Origin of the sequence: Paraburkholderia sp. 40 (assembly GCF_050434105.1) — a bacterium.
GTDB classification, from domain to species: Bacteria; Pseudomonadota; Gammaproteobacteria; order Burkholderiales; family Burkholderiaceae; genus Paraburkholderia; species Paraburkholderia tuberum.
In genome coordinates this window covers 437641-461032 of sequence record NZ_JBNPVY010000002.1, presented here as the reverse complement: position 1 = coordinate 461032, position 23392 = coordinate 437641, and the positions used below count along the sequence as shown (strand labels likewise).

Below are 23392 nucleotides of genomic sequence, written 5' to 3'. Positions count from 1 at the left end.
GACGTCCATCTTCCGTGCCGCAAGGTCCATGCAATTTGACCTTGGCTGCGTGGTCAAATCGCGTAGCGCAGCAATCACTTCGTCGTCACACGCAGACTCTTCCAACGCCTTGCGGCCGATCAAATATGCCTCGCGATACGCCGCAGCACGAACCATCTCTCATACGCGCTGTGAGTTTAAGCTCATGGGTAATCTGTCCTCTGTCGGTTCAAGTCAGCAATTTTCAGCAATTTCGACGGCGACGTCGACCGACCGCACATGGCCGACTCTTGCCGAACTGCCATCCGGCAGAGCGCGACCCACAGCAGTCGACCGGATTTCTCCAAAGTAGCCGTTCGAACCGGGACCAACGATCTGGATCGGTCCCGATCCGCGGGTCCTGCTGTGACTGCTAGCGAGTCCGAGCGTTGCATATCATCGCCGCAAGGTGTTGCTGTTAACCGTTTCTGCTAATAGTTCACCGTTTGTGGAGAGAACGGGTGTCCCGTGCGAGGTAAGGCCAGGAGGCCAGATTGACAATTCTGTCACCCCTGGCGTTGCAGTTAGGAATGAGCGACAGGATGTCCATTGATTTTGGTAGCGTTCGGCGTGTCCTCGAATTTGGCTAGTGCGGCTGTCGAGGCGCCTCCACCACTGTTCGCATTGATGGCGGTGAGAGTGTTATCGTGCTGCGCTTTGTCAGTCGTTCCGGGCAGTGAGTTCGTGCTCCGGGGGCAAAGCGACGCTAGCGGAAAAAACGGACAGCGTCAGCGCTTCAATGGACACCGCTAGCAACATTCGCGATCTGCAACAGCAACTGCACTTGGTGACGGATAATAGCGGCTACATCATTTTGAGCACAATTTTTGGAATTTCCCCATGGAAATTAAAGTCAATTTTCTCGATAAGCTGCGTCTTGAAGCCAAGTTCGATGACTTCACGGTAGTGGCCGACCAGCCTATCCGTTATAAGGGCGATGGCTCGGCGCCTGGTCCGTTCGATTATTTTCTGGCCTCATCGGCTTTGTGTGCAGCTTACTTTGTGAAGTTGTACTGCGTAAATCGCAATATTCCTACCGAAAATATTCGCCTGTCGCAGAATAATATCGTTGATCCGGAAAACCGGTACCAACAGATTTTCAAGATTCAGGTTGAGTTGCCGTCGGATATCCCGGAAGTGGACCGCCGAGGTATTTTGCGCTTCATCGACCGTTGTACGGTGAAAAAAGTGGTGCAAGCCGGGCCCGAGTTTGTGATTGAAGAGGTAGAAAACCTGGATGCCGATGCTCAGTCGTTGCTGACGTTGAAGTCGGCTTCTGATGCCAGCACCTACATTGCGGGCAAGGATTTGCCGTTGGAGCAAACCATCGCCAATATGTCGGGCGTTCTGGCGGGCTTGGGCATGAAGATAGAGATCGCTTCGTGGCGCAATATCGTTCCAAATGTGTGGTCGCTTCATATTCGCGATGCGCACTCGCCGATGTGTTTTACCAATGGCAAGGGAGCGACCAAAGAAAGCGCGTTGGCGTCAGCGTTGGGAGAGTTTATCGAGCGACTGAATTGCAACCATTTCTATGGCGGTGCATTTTGGGGCGAAGACATCGCCAATGCGGAGTTTGTGCATTACCCGAATGAGCGCTGGTTCAAGCCTGGCCCTAAGGATTTGCTGCCGGCTGAAATTCTGGATGAGTACTGCCTCGAAATTTATAATCCCGATGGCGAGTTGTATGGCTCGCGTCTATACGACACCAACTCCGGCAATGTGGAGCGCGGCATCTGTTCGCTGCCGTTTGTGCGGCAGTCGGACGGCGAAGTGGTGTATTTTCCGTCCAACCTGATCGAGAACCTGTTCGTCAGCAATGGCATGAGTGCCGGTAATACGCTGGCCGAAGCACAGGTGCAATGTCTGTCCGAAATTTTCGAACGGGCGGTAAAGCGCGAAATTCTGGAAGGCGAAATCGCTTTGCCTGATGTGCCGCACGAAGTGCTGGCGAAATACCCTGGCATTCTGGCCGGAATTCATGGATTGGAAGAGCAGGGCTTTCCGGTGCTGGTAAAGGATGCGTCGCTGGGTGGGACCTACCCGGTGATGTGCGTCACCTTGATGAACCCGCGCACAGGCGGTGTCTTTGCCTCGTTCGGCGCGCACCCAAGCTTCGAGGTGGCGCTGGAACGGAGTCTGACGGAATTACTGCAGGGGCGTAGTTTTGAAGGCCTGAACGATTTACCTCAGCCCACCTTTGTCAGTAACGCCGTGACTGAACCAAACAATTTTGTCGAGCACTTCATTGATTCCAGCGGTGTGGTGTCGTGGCGCTTTTTCAGCGCCAAAGCGAATTACGAGTTTGTTGAGTGGGATTTTTCGGGCCAGGGTGAAAACTCCAATGCCGAGGAAGCAGCAACCTTGTTCGGCATTCTCGAAGACATGGGCAAGGAGGTGTACACGGCGGTGTATGACCAACTGGGTGCCGTAGCCTGTCGGATTTTGGTGCCCGATTATTCGGAAGTTTACCCGGTAGAGGATTTGATCTGGGATAACACAAACAAGGCGCTATTGTTCCGCGCGGATATTTTGAACTTGCATCGACTGGACAATGCCTCCCTGGCAGCACTGCTTGAGCGGTTGGAGAACAGTGAGCTGGACGAGCACTCCGATATTGCCACTTTGATCGGCATCGAATTTGACGAGAATACGGACTGGGGGCAGCTAACAGTTCTCGAGTTGAAACTGTTGATTCATCTCGCCTTGAAGCAATTTGAGGAAGGGCAGGAGCTGGTCGGAGCTTTTCTGCAGTACAACGACAACACGGTCGAGCGCGGATTGTTTTACCAGGCCTTGAATGTGGTCCTGGAGGTGATGCTCGATGACGACCTTGAACTGGACGACTACGTGGTCAACTTCCGTCGAATGTTTGGCAACGCCCGCATGGACGCGGTACTTGGGACAGTGGACGGCAGCGTGCGCTTCTTTGGGCTAACGCCAACGAGTATGAAGCTGGAGGGTCTCGACAGGCACCACCGCCTGATCGACAGCTACAAAAAATTGCATAAGGCGCGGGCCAATGCGGCGGCTACTGCGAAGTAGGGTTGTGAGTCATGGCTGGACGCGATGATACCGCTCATCCTCCGCTCAAAAAACACCCGTTCGATACCTGCGCGACCATCTGTGCCGGCGTGCATCAATGTTGATGCCGCCGACGTTGATGGCCAGATACAAAGGCAGATCGAGGGCCTTCGGTAGTCCGCCGTTTTCAACGGCGCTCAGAAGTAGAGCTTTCCGCTTCGGGCAACGATGTAATGTCGCTATTTCGGGCGGGCAGTATGACCGACCATAGTCCGCTATCTCACCCGCCCCGCTGATGAGATGTTGGGCGCCGCCCCCCTTGTCACGACCGGAGCGGATATGTTTGTAGTCGCTATTTCTGCCGTTCAGGTTCACACGTTCTAAATCTTGCGCCGAGTCCACTGATGTTCGGTGGATCGGAACCTGTGCATGTTGGATCGTTTCGTAGAACCCATACGACGATTCGCGCGAACGCGTCGCCGATGTTCGCCGTGCCGAGGCGTGTACGTGCCCTCCCAAGGTGTCCCTGACGGGTGGTCACCTGATATGCAGAGCGCCGGCCGGGTTGATCGGCGGATCGTCCACGATCCGTGGCGCGGCATCGACTGGCTGCTTGTGGCCGATATCTTGCATTGGAGCGCGCTTGTCCGCACGAATGCTGAAGACGTTGGCGAACGTCCGCGCGTCGCCCGCCATGCAACGCCCGCCGCCCGCCTGGAGGTAACTCAGGCGATGACCTTCTGCTCCGCGGCAGCCTGCTCGCGCATGCGACGGGCTTCGTCGCGCAGGAACTGCTGGTAGTCGTCCAGATCGCCGTCGAAGGGCTCGACGCCACCCTTGGTGACGAGCCAGAACTCGTCACATACCGCGCGCAGCAGGGACCGGTCGTGACTGACCAGCAACACTGTGCCTTCGAATTCGTTGAGTGCCATGCCTAGCGCTTCGCGTGTGGCCAGGTCGAGGTGGTTGGTAGGCTCGTCGAGCAGCAACAGGTTGGGGCGCTGCCACACGATCATGCACAACACGAGCCGCGCCTTTTCGCCGCCGCTCATCGTGCCGACCGCCTGATGAACCATGTCACCACTGAAGTTGAAGGTGCCGAGGAAGGTGCGAAGCGATTGTTCGGTGCCACTCTGGCCAGGGGCACGCAGGTGCGCCGGCGTGTCCCTGGCAAGGCGGATCATGTGTTCCAACGGTGTGTCGAGAGGACGCAGCACGTCCAGCTCCTGCTGTGCAAAGTAGCCGATGTTCAGGCCTTTGCCTTCGCTGATTTCGCCGGCAATCGGCGCCAGTGCGTGCGCCACCGTCTTCACCAGCGTGGACTTGCCTTGGCCGTTGGCACCGAGAATGCCGATCCGCTGCCCGGCCAGCACCGAACGGTTGATGCCCCGCACGATGACCGTGGGCGGCGTGCCCGGCAGTGCGCCGGCCGGCGCGGGGTAGCCGAAGCTCGTGTCCAGCATCGACAACAGTGGGTTCGGGACGTTGAGGGGCTCCTTGAACTCGAAGGTGAACTCCGCGTCGGCAAGAACGGGTGCGATCTTCTCCATGCGTTCGAGCGCCTTGACCCGGCTCTGCGCCTGTTTCGCCTTCGAGGCCTTCGCCTTGAAACGGTCGATGAACTTCTGGAGGTGGGCGATCTTGTCCGCCTGTCTGGCCATCGCGGCCTGCTGCAACAGCAGTTGCTCGGCGCGCATCTCTTCGAACTTGCTGTAGTTGCCGCCATAACGCACGAGCTTGGCGTTGTCGACGTGCACCGTCACCTGCGTCACCGCGTCGAGGAATTCGCGATCGTGGCTGATCACTACCAGGGTTCCTTGATAGCGCTTGAGCCACGCTTCCAGCCAGACCAGCGCGTCGAGGTCGAGGTGATTGGTCGGTTCGTCGAGCAACAGCAGGTCCGACGGGCACATGAGCGCGCGCGCCAGCTGCAGTCGCATGCGCCAGCCGCCGGAGAAACTGTTGACCGGCTGGCCAAGCTGTGCAGCACTGAAGCCAAGGCCCTGGATCAGCGCCTGGGCACGTGCGGGGGCATCGTGTGCCCCGGCGTCGTGCAGGGCCATGTAGGCGTGCGCCATGCGCATGCCATCGTCGCTGGCCTCAGCGGCGGCTACTTCGGCCTGCGCGGCCAGCAGTATGGTGTCACCCTCGATGACGAAGTCGGTCGCACTCTGCTCGGTCTCCGGCATCTCCTGCGCGACCTGGCCCATCTTCCATGCAGCGGGAATCGAGAACTCGCCGCCGTCTTCGTGCAGCGTGCCGTTGAGAAGGCCGAAGAAGGATGACTTGCCGGCGCCATTGCGGCCGACAAGGCCAATCCTTTCGCCGGGGGTGAAGGTGACGGACGCGCTATCGAGTACGACATTGACGCCGCGGCGCAGCGTGACATTACGGACGGAAATCATAAGGAGCTACTTCGGAGAGGATAGGCATGATAGCCGACCGGACGTACAAGGCGGTCTCTTTTCTGGCCGAACGAGTGAAGAGCCGCTTGCGCTTTGCGGCACCCACCGGCAACAAAGCGAGGTAGGCCATGGTGCACCGGGCGTTCCAGCTACGGAGCCAGCGAACTTAAGCGATGAGCATCATCAGCTTGCAGGAGCATTTCTCGCTGGCCAGAAGCGCGCCTGGCGCGCCCCGGACTGCGGAGTACTCCATGCGCCCTCAGCTTTTCAGCATCCGTATTACCCAGCTTCTCGACATACGGCACCTGTCCGATTTAAGTTTGTTACTGACGCCTACAATGGCGGCGTCCGCCCGAGCCGCCGGCAGATTAAATTTCTGTTGACGGATGTTTTGAGGCTATCCGATAGTCACTGCCGAAAAGACCCGTCAATTCCAGGCTCATGCGTGAAAGACACAACCCAATCTCCCTCATCGCGCGCTGACCATGTTTATTTCAGCGTGCGCGACGATATCTTCGAGATGCGCCTGCTGCCCGGCGATCGTATGACCGAAGGCAGTATCGCGGATCGCTTCGGCGTTTCCCGCACACCGGCGCGCGAGGCGCTGCAGCGCCTCCAAAGCGACGGGTTGATGCGCGGCTATGTGCGCGGCGGCTGGGAAGTCGTGCCGATCGATTTCAAGCGCTTCGAAGATCTATACGAAATGCGCAAGCTGATCGAGACGTTTTCGGTCAGCCGGTTCTTTGGGGTCGACGGCGCCCTATCCGCGACCGCCTTGCAGATGCTCGACCGGCTCGACCGCATCTGGAACGTTCCTCACGCACAGCGCGTTCGCGATGGCCGCGAGATGGTGGCACTCGACGAAGCCTTTCACGAGGCGTTGGTCGTCGCCGCCGGCAACGCCGAGTTGAGCGCGGCCATGCAGCGCGTGACCGACCGCATCCGCGTGGTGCGGCGGCTCGATCTCGTCTATGGCGACTGCATCGATGACACTTACGACGAACACATTGCAATTCTCGCGGCCGTCCGCAATCTTGCGGCGGACAGTGAAGTCGAGTTGCTGGGACGGCACATAGAAGGGAGCCGGGCGGAGGTGCGCACGCTGACGACCGAGCGCCTGCAACGCGCCCGCACCGCATTGGAGCCTCACAGCGCTCCGTATGCACCACCAAGGTTGCGCGGCACCATCTAGCAACATGCGTTGGAGCGGCTCGAGCTTTTAAGCACCTTCTGCAGCCAGCCTCTGCGGGAATTCTGGCTGATGGCGCGGTTTTTGCATAGGCATCGGTATGTATACAAGCAACTCCCTATTGCTCCCATGGCATCCAAATTCCTGAATCCGGGCCGCGGAACCCGTGGCATGGCGGTTGCGCCTCACGCGCTCGCCGCGCAGAGCGCCCTTGCGATCCTGCGTGAAGGCGGCAACGCCGTCGAAGCGATGATTTCCGCCGCCGCGACCATCGCGGTCGTCTATCCGCACATGAACAGCATAGGCGGGGACGGCTTCTGGCTGATCTCCCGTCCCGGCGCCGAGCCGGTCGGCATCGAAGCATGTGGCGCGGCGGCGCTGGCCGCAACAATCGACGAATACCGCGCGCGCGGATTATCGGCGATTCCCGTGCGCGGCCCGCTTGCAGCCAATACCGTGGCCGGCACGGTGTCGGGCTGGCAGCGCGCGCAGCGCTGGTCGGCTGAAACGCTCGGGGGCAGGCTGCCGGTCAAACGCCTGCTGGAAGACGCGATCCATTACGCGAAGCACGGCGTGCCGGTCACGTGCAGCCAGGCGCAGTGTGTGGAGAGCCGCCTTGCCGAATTGCGCCCGATCGCGGGTTTCACCGAAACCTTTCTACACGGCGGTTCCGCGCCCGTTACCGGCGAGCGCTTCGTCGCACCGCGTCTTGCCGCTACGCTCGAACGTCTGGCCGACGCAGGCTTCGACGACTTCTATCGGGGCGACCTCGCACGCAGCATTGCCAGCGATCTGCAGTCGGCGGGCTCCCTGCTGAGCCTTGCGGATCTCGAACGGCACGAGGCGCGCCTGCGAACGCCGCTCGCGCTCAAGCACTCGCTGGGCACGATCTATAACATGCCCCCGCCGACCCAGGGGCTGGTGTCGCTGCTGATTCTGGGCATCCTCGATCGGGTGCTGACGAAGGACATGGACCCGCTTGGTCCCGAGTTCGTGCATGCGTGCGTCGAAGCGACCAAGCTGGCGTTCGCCGTGCGCGACGCCGAGATTACCGACCCGGATTACATGCGCGTCGATCCGCGTGAGTTGCTGCAGCCGGCCGCGCTTGACGCGATGGCCGCGCAAGTCTCGATCACGGAGGCCGCGCCGTGGGGCGCCGGTCGCGGGCCGGGCGATACGGTGTGGCTTGGCGTGACAGACAGCAACGGTGTCGCGGTGAGCTTCATCCAGAGCATCTATCACGAGTTCGGCAGCGGCATCGTGCTGGCGGGGTCGGGCATCAACTGGCAGAACCGCGGCTGCAGTTTTTCGCTCGACGAGCGCGCACGCAATCCGCTGATGCCGCTGCGCCGGCCTTTTCATACGCTGAACCCGGCGCTCGCACGTTTTGCCGACGGCCGTACGATGGTCTACGGCAACATGGGCGGCGACGGCCAGCCGCAATCGCAGAGCGCGGTTTTCTCACGCATCGCGAAATTCGGCTGGAATCCGCAAGCCGCGATCGATGCGCCGCGTTGGCTGCTGGGCCGGACCTGGGGCCAGTCGACCGACACGCTCAAGCTCGAAGCGCGCTTCGCGCCCGGCACAGTGGCCCGGCTCGAAGCGCTCGGCCACCAGGTCGAGACGATGCAGGCCTACGACGAGGCAATGGGACACGCCGGCGCAATCGTTCGGTATCCAGATGGATTGATTGAAGCGGGCTACGATCCGCGCAGTGACGGGGCAGCCGCGGGCTGGTAGACGCACACGCGCGCTTTTTTTCAATCAGATTGCAGGTCCGGCCTTTGAGGCCCGGAGGACGCTGCACGTCTGCCGGGCGCCGGCAGGCATTTGCTCAGTAAATGGAGTTACGATGACCACACCCACACGCTTGCAATCCATAGCGTCGGCGGACCTCCGCAGCACGTCGACCACCGTGACAGACAACCGTTGGCTTCAGCTGGGGCTGGGTCTCGTCTGCATGATGGCGATCTCAAGTCCGCAATATGTATGGACGCTGATGACCAAACCGCTCGCCGCGAAACTCGGCGTAGCGCTACCTGAACTGCAAGTCACGTTCTCGCTGCTGATCATATTGCAGACGTTTTTCTCGGCGTTTCAGGGCAAGCTGATCGACCGCTTCGGACCGCGCATGCCGATCTCGATCGGCACCGCGATGGCGGGCCTGAGCTGGATTCTGGCCTCGCAGGTGCATAGCGCGCCGATGCTCTATCTGACCTACGGTGTGATCGGCGGGCTGGGCACGGGCATTGTGTATGTCGGCGTGGTGGGGCTGATGGTGCGCTGGTTCCCGACCAGGCGCGGCTTCGCGGCGGGCGCGGTGGCTGCCGGCTATGGCATGGGCGCGATCGTCACGACGTTCCCGATCGCCACGTCGCTGCAGACACGCGGCATCGAAGCCACGCTGTGGATGTTCGGCATTGCGTTCGCAGTGGTCGGTCTGCTGGCTTCGCAGGGTTTGCGCGTGCCGCCTTCGCACGACGACGATGCCGCCGGTTCCGCGGGTTCCATTTCCGCGCCGACGGTCGCGAGTTTTCGCCCGTCGCAGACACTGAAGACGCCGCTCTTCTGGCTGATGTTCGCGATGATGACCATGATGTCCACGTCGGGTCTGATGGTCACCTCGCAGATGGCCACCTTCGCCGCCGACTTCGGCGTGACCAAGGTGCTCGTGTTCGGCATGGCTGCGCTACCGCTGGCGTTGACAATCGACCGCTTCACGAACGGACTCACGCGGCCGCTGTTCGGCTGGGTGTCGGACAAGGTGGGGCGCGAGAACACAATGTTCTTCGCGTTCGCGCTCGAAGGCGTAGCAATGGCGCTGTGGCTGCTCACGCGCGATAACGCCGTGCTATTCGTGCTGCTGTCGGGCGTGGTGTTCTTCGGCTGGGGCGAAATCTTCTCATTGTTCCCGGCGACGCTGACGGACACCTTCGGCACGCGTCACGCCACCGAGAACTACGGCTGGCTCTACATCTCGCAAGGGATCGGTTCGATCTTCGGCGGTCCGCTCGCGGCATTGCTGCATCAGCACGCGGGCAGTTGGGAGCCGGTGTTCTCCACCGCGATCACGCTCGACATCGCCACCGCACTGCTGGCCATTGCCGTGCTTAAGCCGATGCGCCGCCGCTTTCTCGCCGCACAGCGGGGCGTTTGACTCCGCCCGCCGTCTGCCGCAATGCACACCGAACCGTCGTCGAGGAACAAACATGCCCGTTCAGCTTGCCTTACGCAATATCCGCAAATCGTTTTCGAACAAACTCGGCTCGGTCGACGTCCTCGGCGGTCTGACCTTCGATATTCACGAACGCGATTTCGTCAGCATCATCGGGCCTTCGGGCTGCGGGAAAACGACCGTGTTCAACGTGATCGCCGGCCTGCTCGAGGCGGATAGCGGCGATATCGTCTATCGCGGGCAAAGCGTCGACGGCTTACGCGGCAAGGTCGGCTACATGATGCAGCGCGACCTGCTGCTGCCGTGGCGTACCGTGCTGCAAAACGTGCTGATCGGACCGGAACTGTCGAATATGCCGGCCGCTCAGGCGCACGACATGGCGATGGAATACCTCAACACGTATGGCCTCGCGGGCTTCGAACATGCCTATCCCCGCATGCTGTCGGGCGGCATGCGTCAGCGCGTCGCGCTCATCCGCACGCTGATCAACGATCCCGACATCATCTTGCTGGACGAGCCGTTCTCGGCGCTCGACTACCAGACGCGCCTGTACCTGGAAGGCGTGTTGATGGAAGCTGTCGAAACGTTCCATAAGACAGTGGTGCTCGTCACACACGACATCGACGAAGCGGTCGCGTTGTCCAGGCGCGTGGTCGTGCTCGGCGGCCGGCCTTCGCAGGTGAAGAAGATCTATGACATCGACATCGCCGCGCGCTCACCGATCGGTGCGCGCAGCGACCCCAACTTCGCGGGTTACTTTCATGCATTGTGCGGCGAGCTCGATATTCAGACGGAGGTAAAGGCAGCATGACGCAGTCCGTTTCCATCGATAAATCGGCACCGGCACGGCGTGCACCGAAGGCTCGCGTGCGGTACGCACTTGACAGCGGCTGGGGCCGCTCGCTGCTGCAACTGGCGGCCGTGATTGCGTTCTTCGCCATCTGGGAAGGGGCGGCGCGCTTGGGCTGGGTATCGAATTTCCTCGTCGGCTCGCCGTCGAAAATCCTCGCGGCGCTCGTGCGCGACATGCAATCGCATCAGCTTTTTATCGACACCGGCTATACGCTTTTCGAAGCCATTCTCGGTTTCGTGTTCGGCACGGCGGTCGGATCGGTGTGCGGGCTCGCGCTGTGGTATTCGCCGTTCGTCGCGCGGCTGATCGAGCCATTCATCGTCGCGATCAACAGTGTGCCGAAGATCGCTTTCGCACCGATCGTGATTTTGTGGTTCGGCACCGGGTTGATCTCGAAGGTCGCGCTGGCCATTTCGCTGACCGCGATCGTCGCGCTGATCGCCGCGTATGAAGCGGCCAAAGACGCCGATCCCGATTTGCAGGCGCTGCTTGTCACGCTCGGCGCGAACAAAAACGATGTCTTCATGAAAGTGGTGGTGCCGTTCACCCTCCCTTATGTGATCTCCACCTTTCGCATCAACGTCGGCTTCGGTCTGGTTGGCGCGGTGGTGGGCGAATTCATCTCGTCAGAGAAGGGCCTCGGGCACATGATCTTCACAGCGTCGAGCCTGTATGACCTCAACACCGTGTGGGCGGGCCTGTTCGTACTGATGGCGATCGGCTTCGTTCTGTACTTTTTGATCGACCTGCTCGAGCGCAAGCTGCTGCCGTGGCGGCAGGCGTCGAATACCACCACGCTCAAGGTTTAACCCATTTCCGGCAGTCCAACCACTTCATCTCAGGACAGACGATGGCACTAACCGCAAGAAAAGCGCTGACCGCGCTGAGCATCGCTTTAACAGTGAGCGTTGCAGCTGTTTCGACGCCGGCGCTTGCCGCAGGCAAGAAAGTGACTATTTCGCAGGCGTTCCAGTCGATGCTGTATTTGCCGCTCTATGTAGCGATCGACGGTGGCTTCTTCGAGAAGCAGGGACTCGACGTTAGCAAGCAGACGGCGGGTAGCCCGAGCGCGGCGCTCTCCGCCGTGCTGTCGGGCAGCGCCGATTTCTCGCTGCACGGGCCGGAGTGGACGGCCGTGGCCGCCGAGAAGGGCGCGGATGTCGACGTGATCGCCAACGTCGTGAACGGTGCGGCGGTGTGGATCGCGGTTGCGCCGGACGTGAAGTTCAGCGGCATCAAGGATGTGAAGGATCAGGTTGTCGTGTCGGGACAGATGCCGACTACGAGCACGTCGCTGTTCTTCAAGCTGTTGAAGGAGAACGGCATGTCCCAGAGTGACATCAAGCTGATTCAGGTGCCGCTCGGCTCGGAGATCGGACCGCTGGTCGCCGGTCAGTCGAAGATCGCGGTGATGTATGAGCCGGGTCTCGATCAGGCCGTCGCGAAGGGCATGAAAGTCGTGCTCGGCTTTCCGAAGCTCTATGGCGAATACGCGTTCTCGTCGATCTCCGCCAAACGCAGCGTCGATCCTGATGCGGCCGCGAAGTTCGTGAAGGGGCTGCAAAACGCGCTGGTTTTCATGCACGGCCATCCTGCGGAAACCGCGGCGATCGCTCGCAAGGAATTCCCGACGCTCGATCCCGTGGTGGTCGATGCAGCCGTCAAGCGCATGCTGGACGAAGGCGTGTATCCGAAGAACGTCGGCATCACGCCGAAAGCGCTGACCGTCGCGATGGACACGCAGATCGCGCTCGGCAACCTGAAGCAGCAACCCAGCTACGATAGGTTCATCGTTCAGAGTTACATTCAGCCGGCGCTTGCCGCGAAATGACACCGTTTGCCGACGCTTCCATGACTATGTTCCTTGCTTCTTCCACCGTCGCCCCGATTCCCACTATCGCCCGGATTCGCGCCGAGGTCGCCTCGGGCAATGCAGACGTCGCGCAGTACGTCGTGCGCGCCTACGATGCCGCGTGCGAATCGCAGGCGTCATTGCATGCGTTCTGCTATTTGCCGGAGATCGCGCCGGTCAATGCCGTCGATGCGACGGCGCCGTTGGCGGGCGTGCCTGTCGCGGTGAAGGACGTTCTGGATACCGCCGACATGCCGACCGAATTCAACTCATCCGCCTACAAGGGCCGACGCCCTGAGCACGATGCGTGGGTGGTGGCGCGTCTGCGTGCGGCGGGCGCGTCGATTATCGGCAAGACCGTGACCACCGAATTCGCCTGGCGTCAGCCGGGCGCGACCGTCAACCCGTGGAATGGCGGGTTCACACCGGGTGGTTCGTCGAGTGGCTCCGCGGCGGCGGTGGCGGCGGGCATCGTGCCGCTCGCACTCGGCACGCAGACCCAGGGCTCGGTGATCCGGCCTGCGGCGTACTGCGGCATCGTCGGGTTCAAGCCGACTTATGGCGCGATCGCGCGCACGGGCGTGTTGCCGCTGGCGTGGTCGCTCGATCACGTCGGCATGTTCGCGACGCGCGTCGCCGATCTAGCTTACACACTCGCGCTCGTCACTGGGGCCGATGCAGCCGATCCGCACGTCTCGCACGTTCCGCACACTGCCGCGACGACGCGCGGCACTGGGACGCGGCGCATCGGCGTGCTGTCGAAACAGGTCGGCGGCGAAGTCGAGCCGGCGCAGCAGGCCGCGCTGGACAGGCTCGCGGCCCAGCTCGCGCGAGACGGTGCCGAGATAGTCTCAGTCGATCTGCCTGTCGAGATCTTCGAAACGCCCGCGCATGCGTTGAAACTGATGTCCGTGGAAGCGGCCATCACGCACGGCGAACTTGTCGATCGCACGCCCGAGCTCGTGAGCCAAGCAATGCGCGGTCTCGTCGACGAGGGACGCAAGCTGCCCGTCACCGCCTACGCCAGGATCAAGGCGGCGCAGATGCCGATGGCGCATCGCTTTCACGACTGGCTGACGCGCACGATGGCGCTCGATGCGCTGCTGGTCGCGCCGGCCACGGGCGAGCCGCCGCGCGGACTCGACTATACGGGCGACGCATCGTTCTGCGCACCGTGGACGTTCCTCGGTGTACCGGCCGTGACCGTTCCGGTGGGATTCGGGCCGGCGGGCTTGCCGCTTGGCGCACAACTGGTGGGCGCCGCTCACGGCGACCTGGATTTGCTGATGTTGGCGGAGTGGGTGGAAGCGCGCACTGGCTGGCAAGCGACGGTGGCTCAGCAGCACGGCTGAGCGCAGAGGCAAGGCCGGGGGCAATCGAAAACCGCATAACGCCGAGGGGCGGTGATGTTCGTAAATTCCGCTAGCCGTGTTCACAGCAGCTATCCGGCGGCGAAGGCCAATATCCCTGAACTGGCGAACGTCAGGCATGTGTTCGTCAAGGCGAGCGCTCGTATCAACAACCGCGCAAAGCAGTCATCAGCCGACGCGCGAGCGCGAGCGCCGAATGCGTGGCTTCCGAGCCCCAGGGAAATTGATTAGGCATCCGGATCGAAGCAACGCATTCATATCGCGTCGACGTCGACCGAGCTTTCGTCGTGCGCGAGCAACTGGCTGTCCGGCAGGTGCAAGGGCACGAGGCTGTCCGAGTTGTTCGCTTCGACGAGGCGGATCATTTGCAGCATGAACACGTCACGCTCGAGAGGTGACAGATGCTCGATGGTGCGATCGTGCGCGCGCTGCACGGCCTGTCCCATCTTCTTGACGAGACGCTTGCCAGCAGGCGTGAGTTTGACAAGGCGCAGACGCTTGTCGTGCTCGGCCTGCGTGCGACTCACGAGACCGCGCGCGTTCAGGCGGGGAATCACTTCAGCGACGCTCGATCGCTCCAGCCCCACTTCCGTCGCCAGTGTGTTCTGATCCATCTCGCCGAGCGAATCGAGCGCGGTGAGCAGGCTGAACTGCACCGGCGTGATGTTGAACTCGCTGGTTTCCTGCGCGAACAGGAATGTGTGGATCTGATGCATACGGCGAATCAGAAAGCCGGGCCGCGAAAACAGCGGCGAGCGCGCCTGCCGTTCGGCGAGTTCGGCGCGGATGCTTTGAATGTCGATGGGTTCGGTGACGGCGGTTCGCATGTGAACGACCTTGAAGGTGGAAGGGACGAGCCTGCGCCGGTCGATGGTGGCGGCGCTGATCTGATTGAGCCGTTGGCGCGGCTGCTTCGATAGCGTCAGTGGGCCATGCCGGGTCATCGAATCGATCAGCGTGGGGATGAGCGCGTTCAGTCGTTTGCCGCAGATCCGGTCGGCAGCCTCCCACAGCGTGATCAGCGCAGCCCGCCCCTCGTCGTCGTAGCGTCGCTGCGGACCGGACTTCGCCTTTGGAGGCTGAGCCTCCCGGCACAGCACGCGGATGGCGTGCTTGCGGTGATAACCGGTCACCTCAACAAACTCGTCGAGTATCTCGCGCTTTTCGTTCCGGTGCCGCTCACCGACTGCCTCAGTCAATTCCCGTCGTGTTGTCATGCTGAGCCGCCTCGTCATAAGTCGTCCCCGCCAGCATTCTGACGGGTAACAAATTACATGAGGCAACAGGCGCCGCTTGGTAATAGAAAACCTGAGTCAATGCGCCGGCCAACATAATTGTCGCCGTCCAGCCGAGGTTCAGCCGGGGGATCGCACGGCTTGTGCTGATGGCAGGCACATCAAAAGCCGAATGTACAGACTCATCGGAAACGTTCAAAATGCGCACCGAGCTTGCTCAGTATATGTACGGCTATATCAGATCAAAGCTCTTCAGAGTGGTTCGTTGTTTTTTTGAAAGGAGAGCATTCCGGCGCCTCTTCGTGCTGCATCAGTCGCAGCAAAGGGCTGATGGCCTGGTTTAGCAGAGGCTGGCGGTGGCGCAGCCAAATCTGCATCGGCTCCGGCTGACAGCCAATGCGCGCTTTAGGTGCGAGCGCCGTTCTGCCGAAAGAGACGCGTCGGCAACGGAAATCAATTGCCTGCGTCAGTGACGCATGCAGGAGGCGCAGATAAAGCGGCACACCATTGGCGGCTGTTTCGCGGTCGAAACCGATGTGCCACACGACCGCCGTCTCCGCATCCTTGAGCGTGACAACGAAGCCATAAATTCGGCTACCCTTAACTGCGACGTGGAAAGCGATACATGCGCCGGCAGCTACCGCTAACGCTGGCCAGTATTCCTGATCCAGCATAAACGGGCGCAAGCTGGCATTGGCGTGGGTCTGCAGGTAAAGATCTTGTAAATGTCCGGCAACCGGGGCGACCTCCTCAAGGCGTTCGATCCGGAATCCAGCCGCATCGAACGGTTTGTAGATCTGGGACTTGACGGCATTGCGGTACTTGGAAGCAAGACTGGCAAGATAGTCATCGTGGGTATGGACGCCTTCGGGTAGCGTCAGCACCATGTTGGGCTCGGTTTCGACGGCAGAATAACTGAGTTTTCCGAGGCAGGCACTGGGTACCTTGTCGGCCTCCAGAATGTCCTTAACCAAAATCACGTTGGTCTGACCATCCAGCTTTTCGCATCGGCGGGTACGATAGAGTGCCTCCGCCACGGCGGGCCACAGTTCCGCAGGAGGGCTGCCCGGCGCGAAACAAACGCCGTGCTGCCCGTAACTGAGCAGGTTGCCGCAGACAAGAATACGCTCTTTGAGCGGCACTTTGAGTTTGCGCTTGCCTTGCTCACCAAAGTGTTCGAGGCTCACCTCGACGATTTGCATGCAGACTGTGGCTCGCGGTCCGTCGTCATCCGAGATCAAGGCGTAGCGCGGCTCGAGATTGGCCGGACCTGCCACTTCAAGCATTTGCAGGTATTCAGGCGAAAAATAAAAGCTTTGCCCCGCAGTTACCGTGCGCCAATCCTCCACGTTAAGCTGTCGCAGGCGATGAGCAATGGCGATTTGAAAGCCACTGGCGCGACGCAGTTTCTTGCGTAGTTGCAGGCGAGTGTTCAGTTGCTTTGGAAGTAGTTTCATCGCGAACGTGTTTGGGACCGTCGACAAACTCAAGTGGATGCCACATCATGCTTCGCTGCAATGTTATCTAAGGGAACCCTCCACATCGGGCACTCGAAGAATCTTACGACTGGCCGTTCCACTTTGATACCTGCCGTTTGAACGGCGACGACTTGACCGTCGGCAACGGGTCGAAAAGAGCGACTCTCGAAGACCGAGACTCCGCCGATGCGAACCTCGCGCGATCCTATTCGCGGCGCGCCTCGCTGACCAACCTCCGCGGTAGCCGGGAGGGGAACGATGCTTGCTGCTCCTGCGGCGGATCAACCGAAGGAGCGTGATAAGGCCGAAGGGCACAAACCGGGCGAGAAGGTTCAGACGTGTGGCATCTACAAGGTGGTGAGAGAAGGCGACGCCGGCTCCGGCTCCGAAGTGACATGCGTCGAAGGCGAGCATTTTCCACCCGCAGCGGCAACGATGCGCACTACGAGTTGGTTCACGGCGCGGCGCAGGGAAGGAGACGTACGATGAGAAATCGGCCTGGAACACAGTCAATACTTCCCGCTCTGGTGATTTTGCTCGCCGGCTGTGTCGCTGGTGGCATGCCGTATACCGGGCCGCACCTCACTCCGACAGAGTGCCGCGACCTGGCGGCGCTCAAGACAAACGCGCCCCCTACGATGGCGCAGCACCAAAGCGAACTCGCTGCCTTGAGGAAAGCGGGCTACGACCCGTCACCGTGGTTTGATGATCCGTATTACCCGGATGATCTACAAGCGGCACAGCGCCTGGTCGACTATTGGTTCCAAACGGAGTGCCAGCACCTTCAACCCGGCTGAGATAGAGAGATCGAGGACTGACCCGGCAGTCACCGAGCGGCGGCGGATTCAACGGTCGATCAAGTGCGGTAATGGCCGTTCGAGTGTCGGCTCCAGTCGGCTTTCCGCCGTCTGGTTCGAATCCCCGGGGCTTTCCTGGCAGGAAAGTATGCGTCGGCGATCTGATTCAACACGTTGCCTTCTCGACATGGTTGCTCGACCGATTTGTCAGGATGGCGCTCGCGACAACGTGAAAGAGATGATCGGCCCGTGGCGCGAATGAGGGTTGGTCGACGAGCCAGCCGAGCGCCGACATCAGGGCGAACAGGTCGACCCCATCCATATCGGCGCGCGCCGTTCCCTCCGCCTGAGCACGGAGCAGTAGTCGCGCGCCCGCTGAGTGCACCGCCGCGCATGAAGCGTGGAGCGCGGAGTCCGGGTCCGCGTGGGCGCTCGCCATCAGGGCGACAACGCCGCTATAGCTATGAACGAATGCCACCCCTTCGCGAAACCAGGACACGAGCGCTTCGTCAGGTGGATTCGACGTTTCGAGTTCGCTTGCCTTCTGCGTCAGTGCGTCCAGATTCGTACGCAGCAACGCTTCGAACAAGGCTTCTCGCGTCGGGAAATGGCGAAACAGTGTGGCCAACCCGACGTCGGCCCGGCGGGCGATATCTCGCATGGACGCATCGGCGCCATGCTCGGTGACGACGTCGCGCGCGACTGCAAGTAGGTGGCTGTAATTTTTTCTGGCGTCGGCTCGCACGGGTTTCCTTGACAAACGGATCGGTGATCCGCATATAATGAATTCGTATCTGGATCAGTGATCCACAAGATACAGCACATTTGTGCAAATGGGAACCGGGACGCTGTCCGACACCACGAAAGGAGATGTCATGGGAAAGCTTGAGGGTAAGGTTGCAGTCATCACGGGGGGATCGAGCGGCATGGCGCTGGCGAGCGCCAAGCGGTTCGTCGAAGAAGGCGCCTATGTTTTCATCACGGGCCGGAGGCAGGAGGTGCTCGACGAGGCCGTTAAGCAGATTGGCCGGAACGTGACCGGTGTGCGCGGCGACGCGGCCAATCTCGACGACCTCGACCGCCTGTTCGATACAGTCAAGCGTGAAAAGGGCAAGATCGACATCCTGTTCGCGAGCGCTGGCATGGGCGAAGCCGTCCCACTGGGCGAGATTACCGAGCAGCACTTCGATGCGACCTTCGGCCTGAATACGCGCGGTACGCTGTTTGCGGTTCAGAAGGCGTTGCCGCTGTTCAACGATGGCGGATCGATCTTCATGACCGGGTCAGTTGCTTCGGTGAAGGGTTTTCCTGGTTACGGCGTGTATGCGGCGAGCAAGGCGGCATTGCGCTCATTCGCACGCACTTGGCTCAACGAACTGAAGGGCAGGAATATCCGGGTGAACGTGCTGAGCCCGGGGCCGATCGCCACACCGATGCAGGACCAAGTTCTCGACGAGGAGGCGAAGCGGATGTTCGAATCCCTGATCCCGCGGGGAAAGATGGGTCGTCCTGAGGAAATTGCGACGGTCGCGCTGTTTCTTGCTTCAGACGATTCGAGCTTCGTGAATGGGGTGGAGTTGTCTGTCGACGGCGGCTTCTCGGCCATCTGAAATCGCGTCGAAAAACGTATAAGGAGGCCTGCCAATTTTGACGAAGATGGTACGAGTTGTGTCAATAAATATGAAATCCTGATCAATAAACGGGATTGGTTTCGGTGATTGTCCAGCGGGTATTGTCACGTCTGCTCGCGCTGCGCTGTAAACGGCGGTGAAGGCGCTCGGCTCCGCGTGTCTGCTGCGGCCCGCGTGGCGCATCGCGCGCAGCGGGCCGCCTGACGCGGGCAACGGTCCCGCGCGCCCGGTTACCAACTAACACGAGTCCGTGGTTGATCAAAACGTCCCCTGAATGGAGAGTTTGCATGAGCTATTCGATTATTGGCTTTGGCGCGGTAGGCCAGGCGCTCGCCCGAGCGTTTGCAAGAAAGAACATCGATGTGACCGTCGCCAGCCGGCGCCCACCCGAGACGTTGATGCAGCAGGCGCGAGCGATTGGCCCTACCGTCGTCCCCAGGACGCTGCAGGATGCAATCGCGTCCGACACGATCTTCCTGGCGGTTCCTTTCTGGGAGCACCGCGAGGTCGCGAAGCAGAGCAAGAGTTGGAAGGGCAAGACGGTCATCGACGCGACAAATGCTTACGGCGTTCCCGTCGAAGAGCTACAAGGTCTGCCGTCCTCCGCAGTTGTCGCTAAGGCGTTTCCCGGGTCCAGGTTCGTAAAGGGTTTTAATCATCTGCCCGCCGCTGTTCTGGCCGCTGATCCGAGTGTAAATGGCGGCAGCCGCGTCGTGTTTCTGTCGAGCGATGACGAAAGTGCGGTGGCACCGGTCGCGGCTCTGGCTGAACAACTCGGTTTCGCGCCGATTGCGCTAGGACCGCTCAAGGATGGCGGTTCGCTCGTCCAGGCCAGGGGGAATACCTGGGCTCAACTGATCTTCAAGGATCTCGTCAAGTTCAAATAGCGGCGTGTCAAGGCAAAGTCACAGCGGCCACGCGCATCGCTAAACGCGTGCTGGTGATCTGACCGAGATTCGGTTGGGGTTTCTGAGCGAGTACATAATGGCCGTTAGGTATCCCTTTGATTTTCGCGCAGGTTTCCGGTTAGGCGGCACCAAGCTTGGTTAAGCTTTGGCGTGTGCCGCCAATATAATCATTAATAATCAGCCGGTTGCTGTTGACCTTGCTAGCCAGTGTCGCCTGAGTAGACTGGAGTGACTCTGTTGCTGCCTACATCGAGGCGCGATGCCGGAAAGTGGCGCCGCGGCGACAGGCCGGCATGGGGCTGCATCCAGTCACGTCCGCCCAGCATTTCCGAGCGAATCCAGCTACCGAACTCGAGCCTTCGGTAGGCGCGCCGGTGCATCCCTTGAGGCGGTATTTCCGGGTTCAATTCGAACGGAAGATAACGAACATCTAATTCGGGAAGATCGTCAAGGGCCTTGCCGGCCTCCAGATTTCGATGTCCGATCCAGCACCATGGACAAATGAAGTCGTAGGCGATCGTGATTTTTGCGCGTTCCATGGCATGCCCCGTGGGCAGTTTGCGATGCTCACCAAGCAAAACAACACGAGCTCCCAGCTGAATATACTCAGCGCGCGAGCTCGTGTTGCGCGTGGCGCAATGGCCCATTCGATGGGAAAGCGCTTCCCCTATGGTTGCTGGTCTCTTCAGAACTATTCAGCTTCGCAACAAGTACTTTTGGGCATGATGTCGCTAACATCCGGAGTCGAACTCAACGCGGCCGGCAGGCGAGGCGAATATGATCGACGCAGGTAATACGAACGCAAGCTCACTCGACTCTGAACTTCCGTTTTCGTCCCTTGAATATCGGCAGCATCAAATGTTTCCGCGCCTTTCCAATGCGGAGATACGCAGTGCGAGCCGCTATGGCCGCCCGAAGTCGTTCAAGGCCGGCGATTCGATCTTCAGGACGGGGCGCATTGCAGAAGGGCTATTCATCTTGCTGCGCGGGAGTGTGCGGATCTATTCGTGCGACCCGCAAGGGCGTACCACGGTCGTGACAGACCATCATGACGGCCATTTCATGGCCGAAATGGCGCAACTCACCGGCAAGCCGTCGCTGGTGGACGCGATTGCCATGACTGACTGCGATACGCTCGTCCTGAACTCAGAGGAGTTGCGGGCGCTGATCATCGCGGACGCCCAGTTGGGCGAGCACATCATGCGCGCGTTGATCCTGAGGCGTCTGGGGCTCATCGAGCAGGGGCTCGGTCCCATTATCGTCGGCAAGGGTGACGACGCGAGGGTAGTCCGCCTGCAAGGCTTTTTGCGGCGCAATGCCTATCCGGCTGCGGTGATCGATGCACACAAGGATTCGGACGCCGTGCAGCTGCTCGCCGGCCTCACTTCAAAGGCCGACGATTTCCCGCTTGTTTTTTGCCCGGACGGGTCGGTCCTGAGGGCGCCCGACGAAGTGGAGCTCGCCACCCGGCTCGGCTTGGTGCCGACGTTCAGTGCGTCGCAGTGCTACGACATCGCTATCATCGGCGCGGGTCCGGCGGGCCTGGCGGCGGCCGTTTACGCGGCGTCGGAGGGGCTTTCGGTCGTGGTTTTCGATCGGCGCGCGCCAGGTGGTCAGGCCGGTGCGAGCGCACGTATCGAGAACTACCTTGGCTTTCCGACCGGCATATCGGGGCAAGCTCTTGCAGCACGCGCGTTTCAGCAGGCATTGAAATTTGGTGCTCACGTGGCCATTCCCACTGCGGTCGATCGGGTCGAGGGCGCGGCGGGCAACTTCGTGCTCGCGCTTTCCGATCGACAGTGCGTGCGTGCGCGGACAGTCGTGGTCGCGAGCGGAGCGGTGTATCGAAAGCCTTCCGTGACGGGCTTTGAGCGCTTCGAGGGCAGAGGGATCTACTATTGGGCGTCGCCCATCGAGGCGCGTCTCGTCAGCGGGAAAGACGTTGTGCTGATCGGTGGCGGTAACTCGGCTGGGCAGGCTGTCGTCTTTCTCGCCAACTTCGCGAAAAGCATACGCGTTTTGATACGTGGCCATGGTCTCGAAGCCACCATGTCCCGTTACCTGATAGACCGGCTCAGCGCTCTGCCAAACGTGTCGATCCGCGCAAGATGCACGCTTGAATCACTGGAAGCGAGCGACGGTGGTCTTGAGCGAATTCGCGTCTTTCATCACGAACAAGGCAGTGAGCTCATTGAGATACAGCATCTTTTCCTGTTCATCGGCGCCGATCCAAAAACAGACTGGTTGACATCGATGGGCGTTCAACTGGATGAGCGCGGCTTTGTCGAAACGGGGCCGCCCGATGCGAACGCAGGCACTAAGCGCTTCCCACTCGAGACGAATGTGCCGGGGCTTTTCGCGATCGGCGACGTCCGATCAGGGGCGCCGAAGCGGGTGGCCGCAGCGGTAGGAGACGGCGCAGCGGTAGTCAGCCAGATTCATGCGTGGCTCGGTCGAGACGAAGCGCGCGTCAAGGCTTCTTGAGGCGCGCAATGAGCGGCATGACGCGCCAAACGCAATCGCTCCCCAAGTCAATGCTCAATGTGCGCCACGCTCGGGTTGAGGCGTCCACTCATGCTCTTCGCCAGGCACTTTGCCGAAGGTCCGCGCAGCCCAGGCTTGCCGCGCAGCCACAATTTTCTCGCGCGAACCAGACACGAAATTCCACTCGATGAAGCGTTCGCCCGGCAGGTGCGCGCCGCCGAGGAGCATCACGCGCGCGCCATGCGCGCTGGCGAGTTCGACCGTTGCACGCGGCTCCAGCACGGCCATCGTTGTCGGAGACAACGGCGTCCCGTCGATGGTCAGATCTCCGTCGACGAGATAGACGCCGCGCTCCTCGTGCTCGGCATCGAGTGCAAGGCGACCGGCAGCCGCGAACCCGGCATAGACGTAGAGCGTAGGTGAAAAGACTTCGACCGGCGAGGTCTTCCCGAAAGCCGTGCCTGCGATCACATGTACGGTTGCCCCGTCGCGCGTGAACTTCGGCAGCGTATCGGCCGGATGATGAATGAACGCGGGCGCGGCGTCTTCGTGTTCGACAGGCAGCGCGACCCAGGTCTGAATGCCGTGGATCGCCTGTTCAACTGGCCGATCCTCCAGCGGCGTGCGTTCTGAATGGACGATGCCGCGACCGGCCGTCATCCAGTTCACGTCGCCGGGTACGATTTTCTGCCGATAGCCGAGGCTGTCGTGATGCATGAACGAGCCTTCGAACAGGTACGTGACGGTCGCGAGGCCGATATGCGGATGCGGCAGCACATCCACGCCGCTGCCAGCGGGCAGCACGGCTGGCCCCATATGGTCGAAGAAAATGAATGGTCCGACGAGGCGCGCGGCACGGGCGGGAAGCACGCGCCGCACGATCAGGTTGCCGATGTCGCTTTCGCGCGGCGTGAGCAGAGCCTTGATCGTAGTGGGCATGATGAATACCTTTCGCTGAGGGCCGACGTGGAGG

At 60.8% G+C, this 23392-nt stretch carries 21 protein-coding genes and 1 pseudogene; 13 read left to right on the top strand and 9 right to left on the bottom strand.

Annotation, left to right across the window (positions count from 1 at the left end; all coding sequences use genetic code 11):
• The first annotated feature begins 858 nt into the window (after positions 1-858).
• Positions 859-3063 carry an OsmC domain/YcaO domain-containing protein gene (locus tag OKW28_RS03340; RefSeq protein ID WP_429443777.1) on the top strand — a complete coding sequence of 735 codons (2205 nt, stop codon included), beginning with the start codon at positions 859-861 and terminating at the stop codon, positions 3061-3063.
• Positions 3064-3108: 45 nt separating this feature from the next.
• On the opposite strand, the gene OKW28_RS03335 is transcribed toward OKW28_RS03340, so the two are convergent.
• The 3 genes from OKW28_RS03335 to OKW28_RS03325 form a co-directional block, all read right to left on the bottom strand.
• Complete coding sequence (locus OKW28_RS03335; RefSeq protein ID WP_429443776.1) at positions 3109-3444, bottom strand: hypothetical protein; 336 nt, start codon at positions 3442-3444, stop codon at positions 3109-3111.
• Between the two features lie 135 nt (positions 3445-3579).
• Positions 3580-3738: a hypothetical protein gene (locus OKW28_RS03330; protein ID WP_429443775.1), complete on the bottom strand. Its 159-nt coding sequence runs from the start codon at positions 3736-3738 to the stop codon at positions 3580-3582.
• A 29-nt stretch (positions 3739-3767) separates the two neighbouring features.
• Positions 3768-5447 (bottom strand): ABC-F family ATP-binding cassette domain-containing protein, encoded by a 1680-nt coding sequence (locus OKW28_RS03325; protein ID WP_429443774.1) that lies wholly within the window; start codon positions 5445-5447, stop codon positions 3768-3770.
• A gap of 445 nt (positions 5448-5892) precedes the next feature.
• Between OKW28_RS03325 and OKW28_RS03320 the strand changes: the two genes are divergently transcribed.
• From OKW28_RS03320 to OKW28_RS03285, 8 genes and pseudogenes are all read left to right on the top strand, one after another.
• The gene (locus OKW28_RS03320) at positions 5893-6639 is read left to right on the top strand and encodes a GntR family transcriptional regulator (protein ID WP_429446831.1); all 747 of its coding nucleotides are present in this window, start codon (positions 5893-5895) and stop codon (positions 6637-6639) included.
• Between the two features lie 168 nt (positions 6640-6807).
• Positions 6808-8376: a gamma-glutamyltransferase family protein gene (locus OKW28_RS03315; RefSeq protein WP_429443773.1), complete on the top strand. Its 1569-nt coding sequence runs from the start codon at positions 6808-6810 to the stop codon at positions 8374-8376.
• 112 nt (positions 8377-8488) lie between these two features.
• Positions 8489-9793, top strand: a complete 1305-nt coding sequence (oxlT, locus tag OKW28_RS03310) for an oxalate/formate MFS antiporter (protein ID WP_429443772.1) — start codon at positions 8489-8491, stop codon at positions 9791-9793.
• A gap of 52 nt (positions 9794-9845) precedes the next feature.
• Complete coding sequence (locus tag OKW28_RS03305; protein WP_184044181.1) at positions 9846-10622, top strand: ABC transporter ATP-binding protein; 777 nt, start codon at positions 9846-9848, stop codon at positions 10620-10622.
• Positions 10619-11473, top strand: coding sequence for an ABC transporter permease (locus tag OKW28_RS03300; RefSeq protein ID WP_429443771.1), 855 nt, complete (start codon positions 10619-10621; stop codon positions 11471-11473). Before OKW28_RS03305 ends, OKW28_RS03300 begins: the two co-directional genes overlap by 4 nt.
• A 41-nt stretch (positions 11474-11514) precedes the next feature.
• Positions 11515-12495, top strand: coding sequence for an ABC transporter substrate-binding protein (locus OKW28_RS03295; protein WP_429443770.1), 981 nt, complete (start codon positions 11515-11517; stop codon positions 12493-12495).
• Positions 12496-12515: 20 nt separating this feature from the next.
• A complete protein-coding gene (locus tag OKW28_RS03290) occupies positions 12516-13868 on the top strand; it encodes an amidase (protein WP_429443769.1) in 1353 nt (450 codons plus the stop codon).
• Between the two features lie 87 nt (positions 13869-13955).
• Positions 13956-14103 (top strand): annotated as a pseudogene (locus OKW28_RS03285) (IS6 family transposase); the annotation flags it as partial.
• A gap of 37 nt (positions 14104-14140) precedes the next feature.
• Here OKW28_RS03285 and OKW28_RS03280 read toward each other — a convergent pair.
• Genes OKW28_RS03280 through OKW28_RS03270 form a run of 3 tightly spaced genes read right to left on the bottom strand, consistent with a single transcriptional unit; the run spans position 14141 to position 16578 of the window.
• Positions 14141-15103 (bottom strand): MarR family winged helix-turn-helix transcriptional regulator, encoded by a 963-nt coding sequence (locus OKW28_RS03280; RefSeq protein WP_429443768.1) that lies wholly within the window; start codon positions 15101-15103, stop codon positions 14141-14143.
• Positions 15078-15329: a hypothetical protein gene (locus tag OKW28_RS03275; protein ID WP_429443767.1), complete on the bottom strand. Its 252-nt coding sequence runs from the start codon at positions 15327-15329 to the stop codon at positions 15078-15080. The genes OKW28_RS03280 and OKW28_RS03275 overlap by 26 nt, the downstream gene beginning before the upstream one ends.
• A gap of 34 nt (positions 15330-15363) precedes the next feature.
• Positions 15364-16578 (bottom strand): GNAT family N-acetyltransferase, encoded by a 1215-nt coding sequence (locus OKW28_RS03270; protein ID WP_429443766.1) that lies wholly within the window; start codon positions 16576-16578, stop codon positions 15364-15366.
• A gap of 506 nt (positions 16579-17084) precedes the next feature.
• On the opposite strand from OKW28_RS03270, the gene OKW28_RS03265 reads away from it, so the two are divergent.
• A complete protein-coding gene (locus tag OKW28_RS03265) occupies positions 17085-17396 on the top strand; it encodes a DUF4148 domain-containing protein (protein ID WP_184047346.1) in 312 nt (103 codons plus the stop codon).
• 166 nt (positions 17397-17562) lie between these two features.
• Here the strand turns inward: OKW28_RS03265 and OKW28_RS03260 are convergent, their stop codons facing one another.
• Positions 17563-18141 carry a TetR/AcrR family transcriptional regulator gene (locus OKW28_RS03260; protein WP_429443765.1) on the bottom strand — a complete coding sequence of 193 codons (579 nt, stop codon included), beginning with the start codon at positions 18139-18141 and terminating at the stop codon, positions 17563-17565.
• Between the two features lie 130 nt (positions 18142-18271).
• Here OKW28_RS03260 and OKW28_RS03255 point away from each other — a divergent pair, with 130 nt between their 5' ends.
• Positions 18272-19006 (top strand): SDR family NAD(P)-dependent oxidoreductase, encoded by a 735-nt coding sequence (locus tag OKW28_RS03255; protein WP_429443764.1) that lies wholly within the window; start codon positions 18272-18274, stop codon positions 19004-19006.
• A 308-nt stretch (positions 19007-19314) separates the two neighbouring features.
• A complete protein-coding gene (locus OKW28_RS03250) occupies positions 19315-19914 on the top strand; it encodes an NADPH-dependent F420 reductase (protein WP_429443763.1) in 600 nt (199 codons plus the stop codon).
• Positions 19915-20135: 221 nt separating this feature from the next.
• Here the strand turns inward: OKW28_RS03250 and OKW28_RS03245 are convergent, their stop codons facing one another.
• The gene (locus OKW28_RS03245) at positions 20136-20474 is read right to left on the bottom strand and encodes a DsbA family protein (RefSeq protein ID WP_429443762.1); all 339 of its coding nucleotides are present in this window, start codon (positions 20472-20474) and stop codon (positions 20136-20138) included.
• Positions 20475-20712: 238 nt separating this feature from the next.
• On the opposite strand from OKW28_RS03245, the gene OKW28_RS03240 reads away from it, so the two are divergent.
• Positions 20713-22419 carry an FAD-dependent oxidoreductase gene (locus OKW28_RS03240; RefSeq protein ID WP_429443761.1) on the top strand — a complete coding sequence of 569 codons (1707 nt, stop codon included), beginning with the start codon at positions 20713-20715 and terminating at the stop codon, positions 22417-22419.
• 54 nt (positions 22420-22473) lie between these two features.
• Here OKW28_RS03240 and OKW28_RS03235 read toward each other — a convergent pair whose 3' ends face one another.
• Positions 22474-23358, bottom strand: a complete 885-nt coding sequence (locus OKW28_RS03235) for a pirin family protein (RefSeq protein WP_429443760.1) — start codon at positions 23356-23358, stop codon at positions 22474-22476.
• Positions 23359-23392: the final 34 nt, after the last annotated feature.

What these genes read in the sequence shown, in the direction of transcription:
- OKW28_RS03295 (WP_429443770.1), top strand. Translation starts at nt 11,515, where the DNA reads ATGGCACTAACCGCAAGAAAAGCGCTGACCGCGCTGAGCATCGCTTTA.
- OKW28_RS03235 (WP_429443760.1), bottom strand. Translation starts at nt 23,358, where the DNA reads ATGCCCACTACGATCAAGGCTCTGCTCACGCCGCGCGAAAGCGACATC.
- OKW28_RS03240 (WP_429443761.1), top strand. Translation starts at nt 20,713, where the DNA reads ATGATCGACGCAGGTAATACGAACGCAAGCTCACTCGACTCTGAACTT.
- oxlT (WP_429443772.1), top strand. Translation starts at nt 8,489, where the DNA reads ATGACCACACCCACACGCTTGCAATCCATAGCGTCGGCGGACCTCCGC.
- OKW28_RS03330 (WP_429443775.1), bottom strand. Translation starts at nt 3,738, where the DNA reads ATGGCGGGCGACGCGCGGACGTTCGCCAACGTCTTCAGCATTCGTGCG.
- OKW28_RS03305 (WP_184044181.1), top strand. Translation starts at nt 9,846, where the DNA reads ATGCCCGTTCAGCTTGCCTTACGCAATATCCGCAAATCGTTTTCGAAC.
- OKW28_RS03300 (WP_429443771.1), top strand. Translation starts at nt 10,619, where the DNA reads ATGACGCAGTCCGTTTCCATCGATAAATCGGCACCGGCACGGCGTGCA.
- OKW28_RS03280 (WP_429443768.1), bottom strand. Translation starts at nt 15,103, where the DNA reads ATGACAACACGACGGGAATTGACTGAGGCAGTCGGTGAGCGGCACCGG.
- OKW28_RS03270 (WP_429443766.1), bottom strand. Translation starts at nt 16,578, where the DNA reads ATGAAACTACTTCCAAAGCAACTGAACACTCGCCTGCAACTACGCAAG.
- OKW28_RS03290 (WP_429443769.1), top strand. Translation starts at nt 12,516, where the DNA reads ATGACTATGTTCCTTGCTTCTTCCACCGTCGCCCCGATTCCCACTATC.
- OKW28_RS03255 (WP_429443764.1), top strand. Translation starts at nt 18,272, where the DNA reads ATGGGAAAGCTTGAGGGTAAGGTTGCAGTCATCACGGGGGGATCGAGC.
- OKW28_RS03265 (WP_184047346.1), top strand. Translation starts at nt 17,085, where the DNA reads ATGAGAAATCGGCCTGGAACACAGTCAATACTTCCCGCTCTGGTGATT.
- OKW28_RS03340 (WP_429443777.1), top strand. Translation starts at nt 859, where the DNA reads ATGGAAATTAAAGTCAATTTTCTCGATAAGCTGCGTCTTGAAGCCAAG.
- OKW28_RS03325 (WP_429443774.1), bottom strand. Translation starts at nt 5,447, where the DNA reads ATGATTTCCGTCCGTAATGTCACGCTGCGCCGCGGCGTCAATGTCGTA.
- OKW28_RS03315 (WP_429443773.1), top strand. Translation starts at nt 6,808, where the DNA reads ATGGCGGTTGCGCCTCACGCGCTCGCCGCGCAGAGCGCCCTTGCGATC.
- OKW28_RS03250 (WP_429443763.1), top strand. Translation starts at nt 19,315, where the DNA reads ATGAGCTATTCGATTATTGGCTTTGGCGCGGTAGGCCAGGCGCTCGCC.
- OKW28_RS03245 (WP_429443762.1), bottom strand. Translation starts at nt 20,474, where the DNA reads ATGGAACGCGCAAAAATCACGATCGCCTACGACTTCATTTGTCCATGG.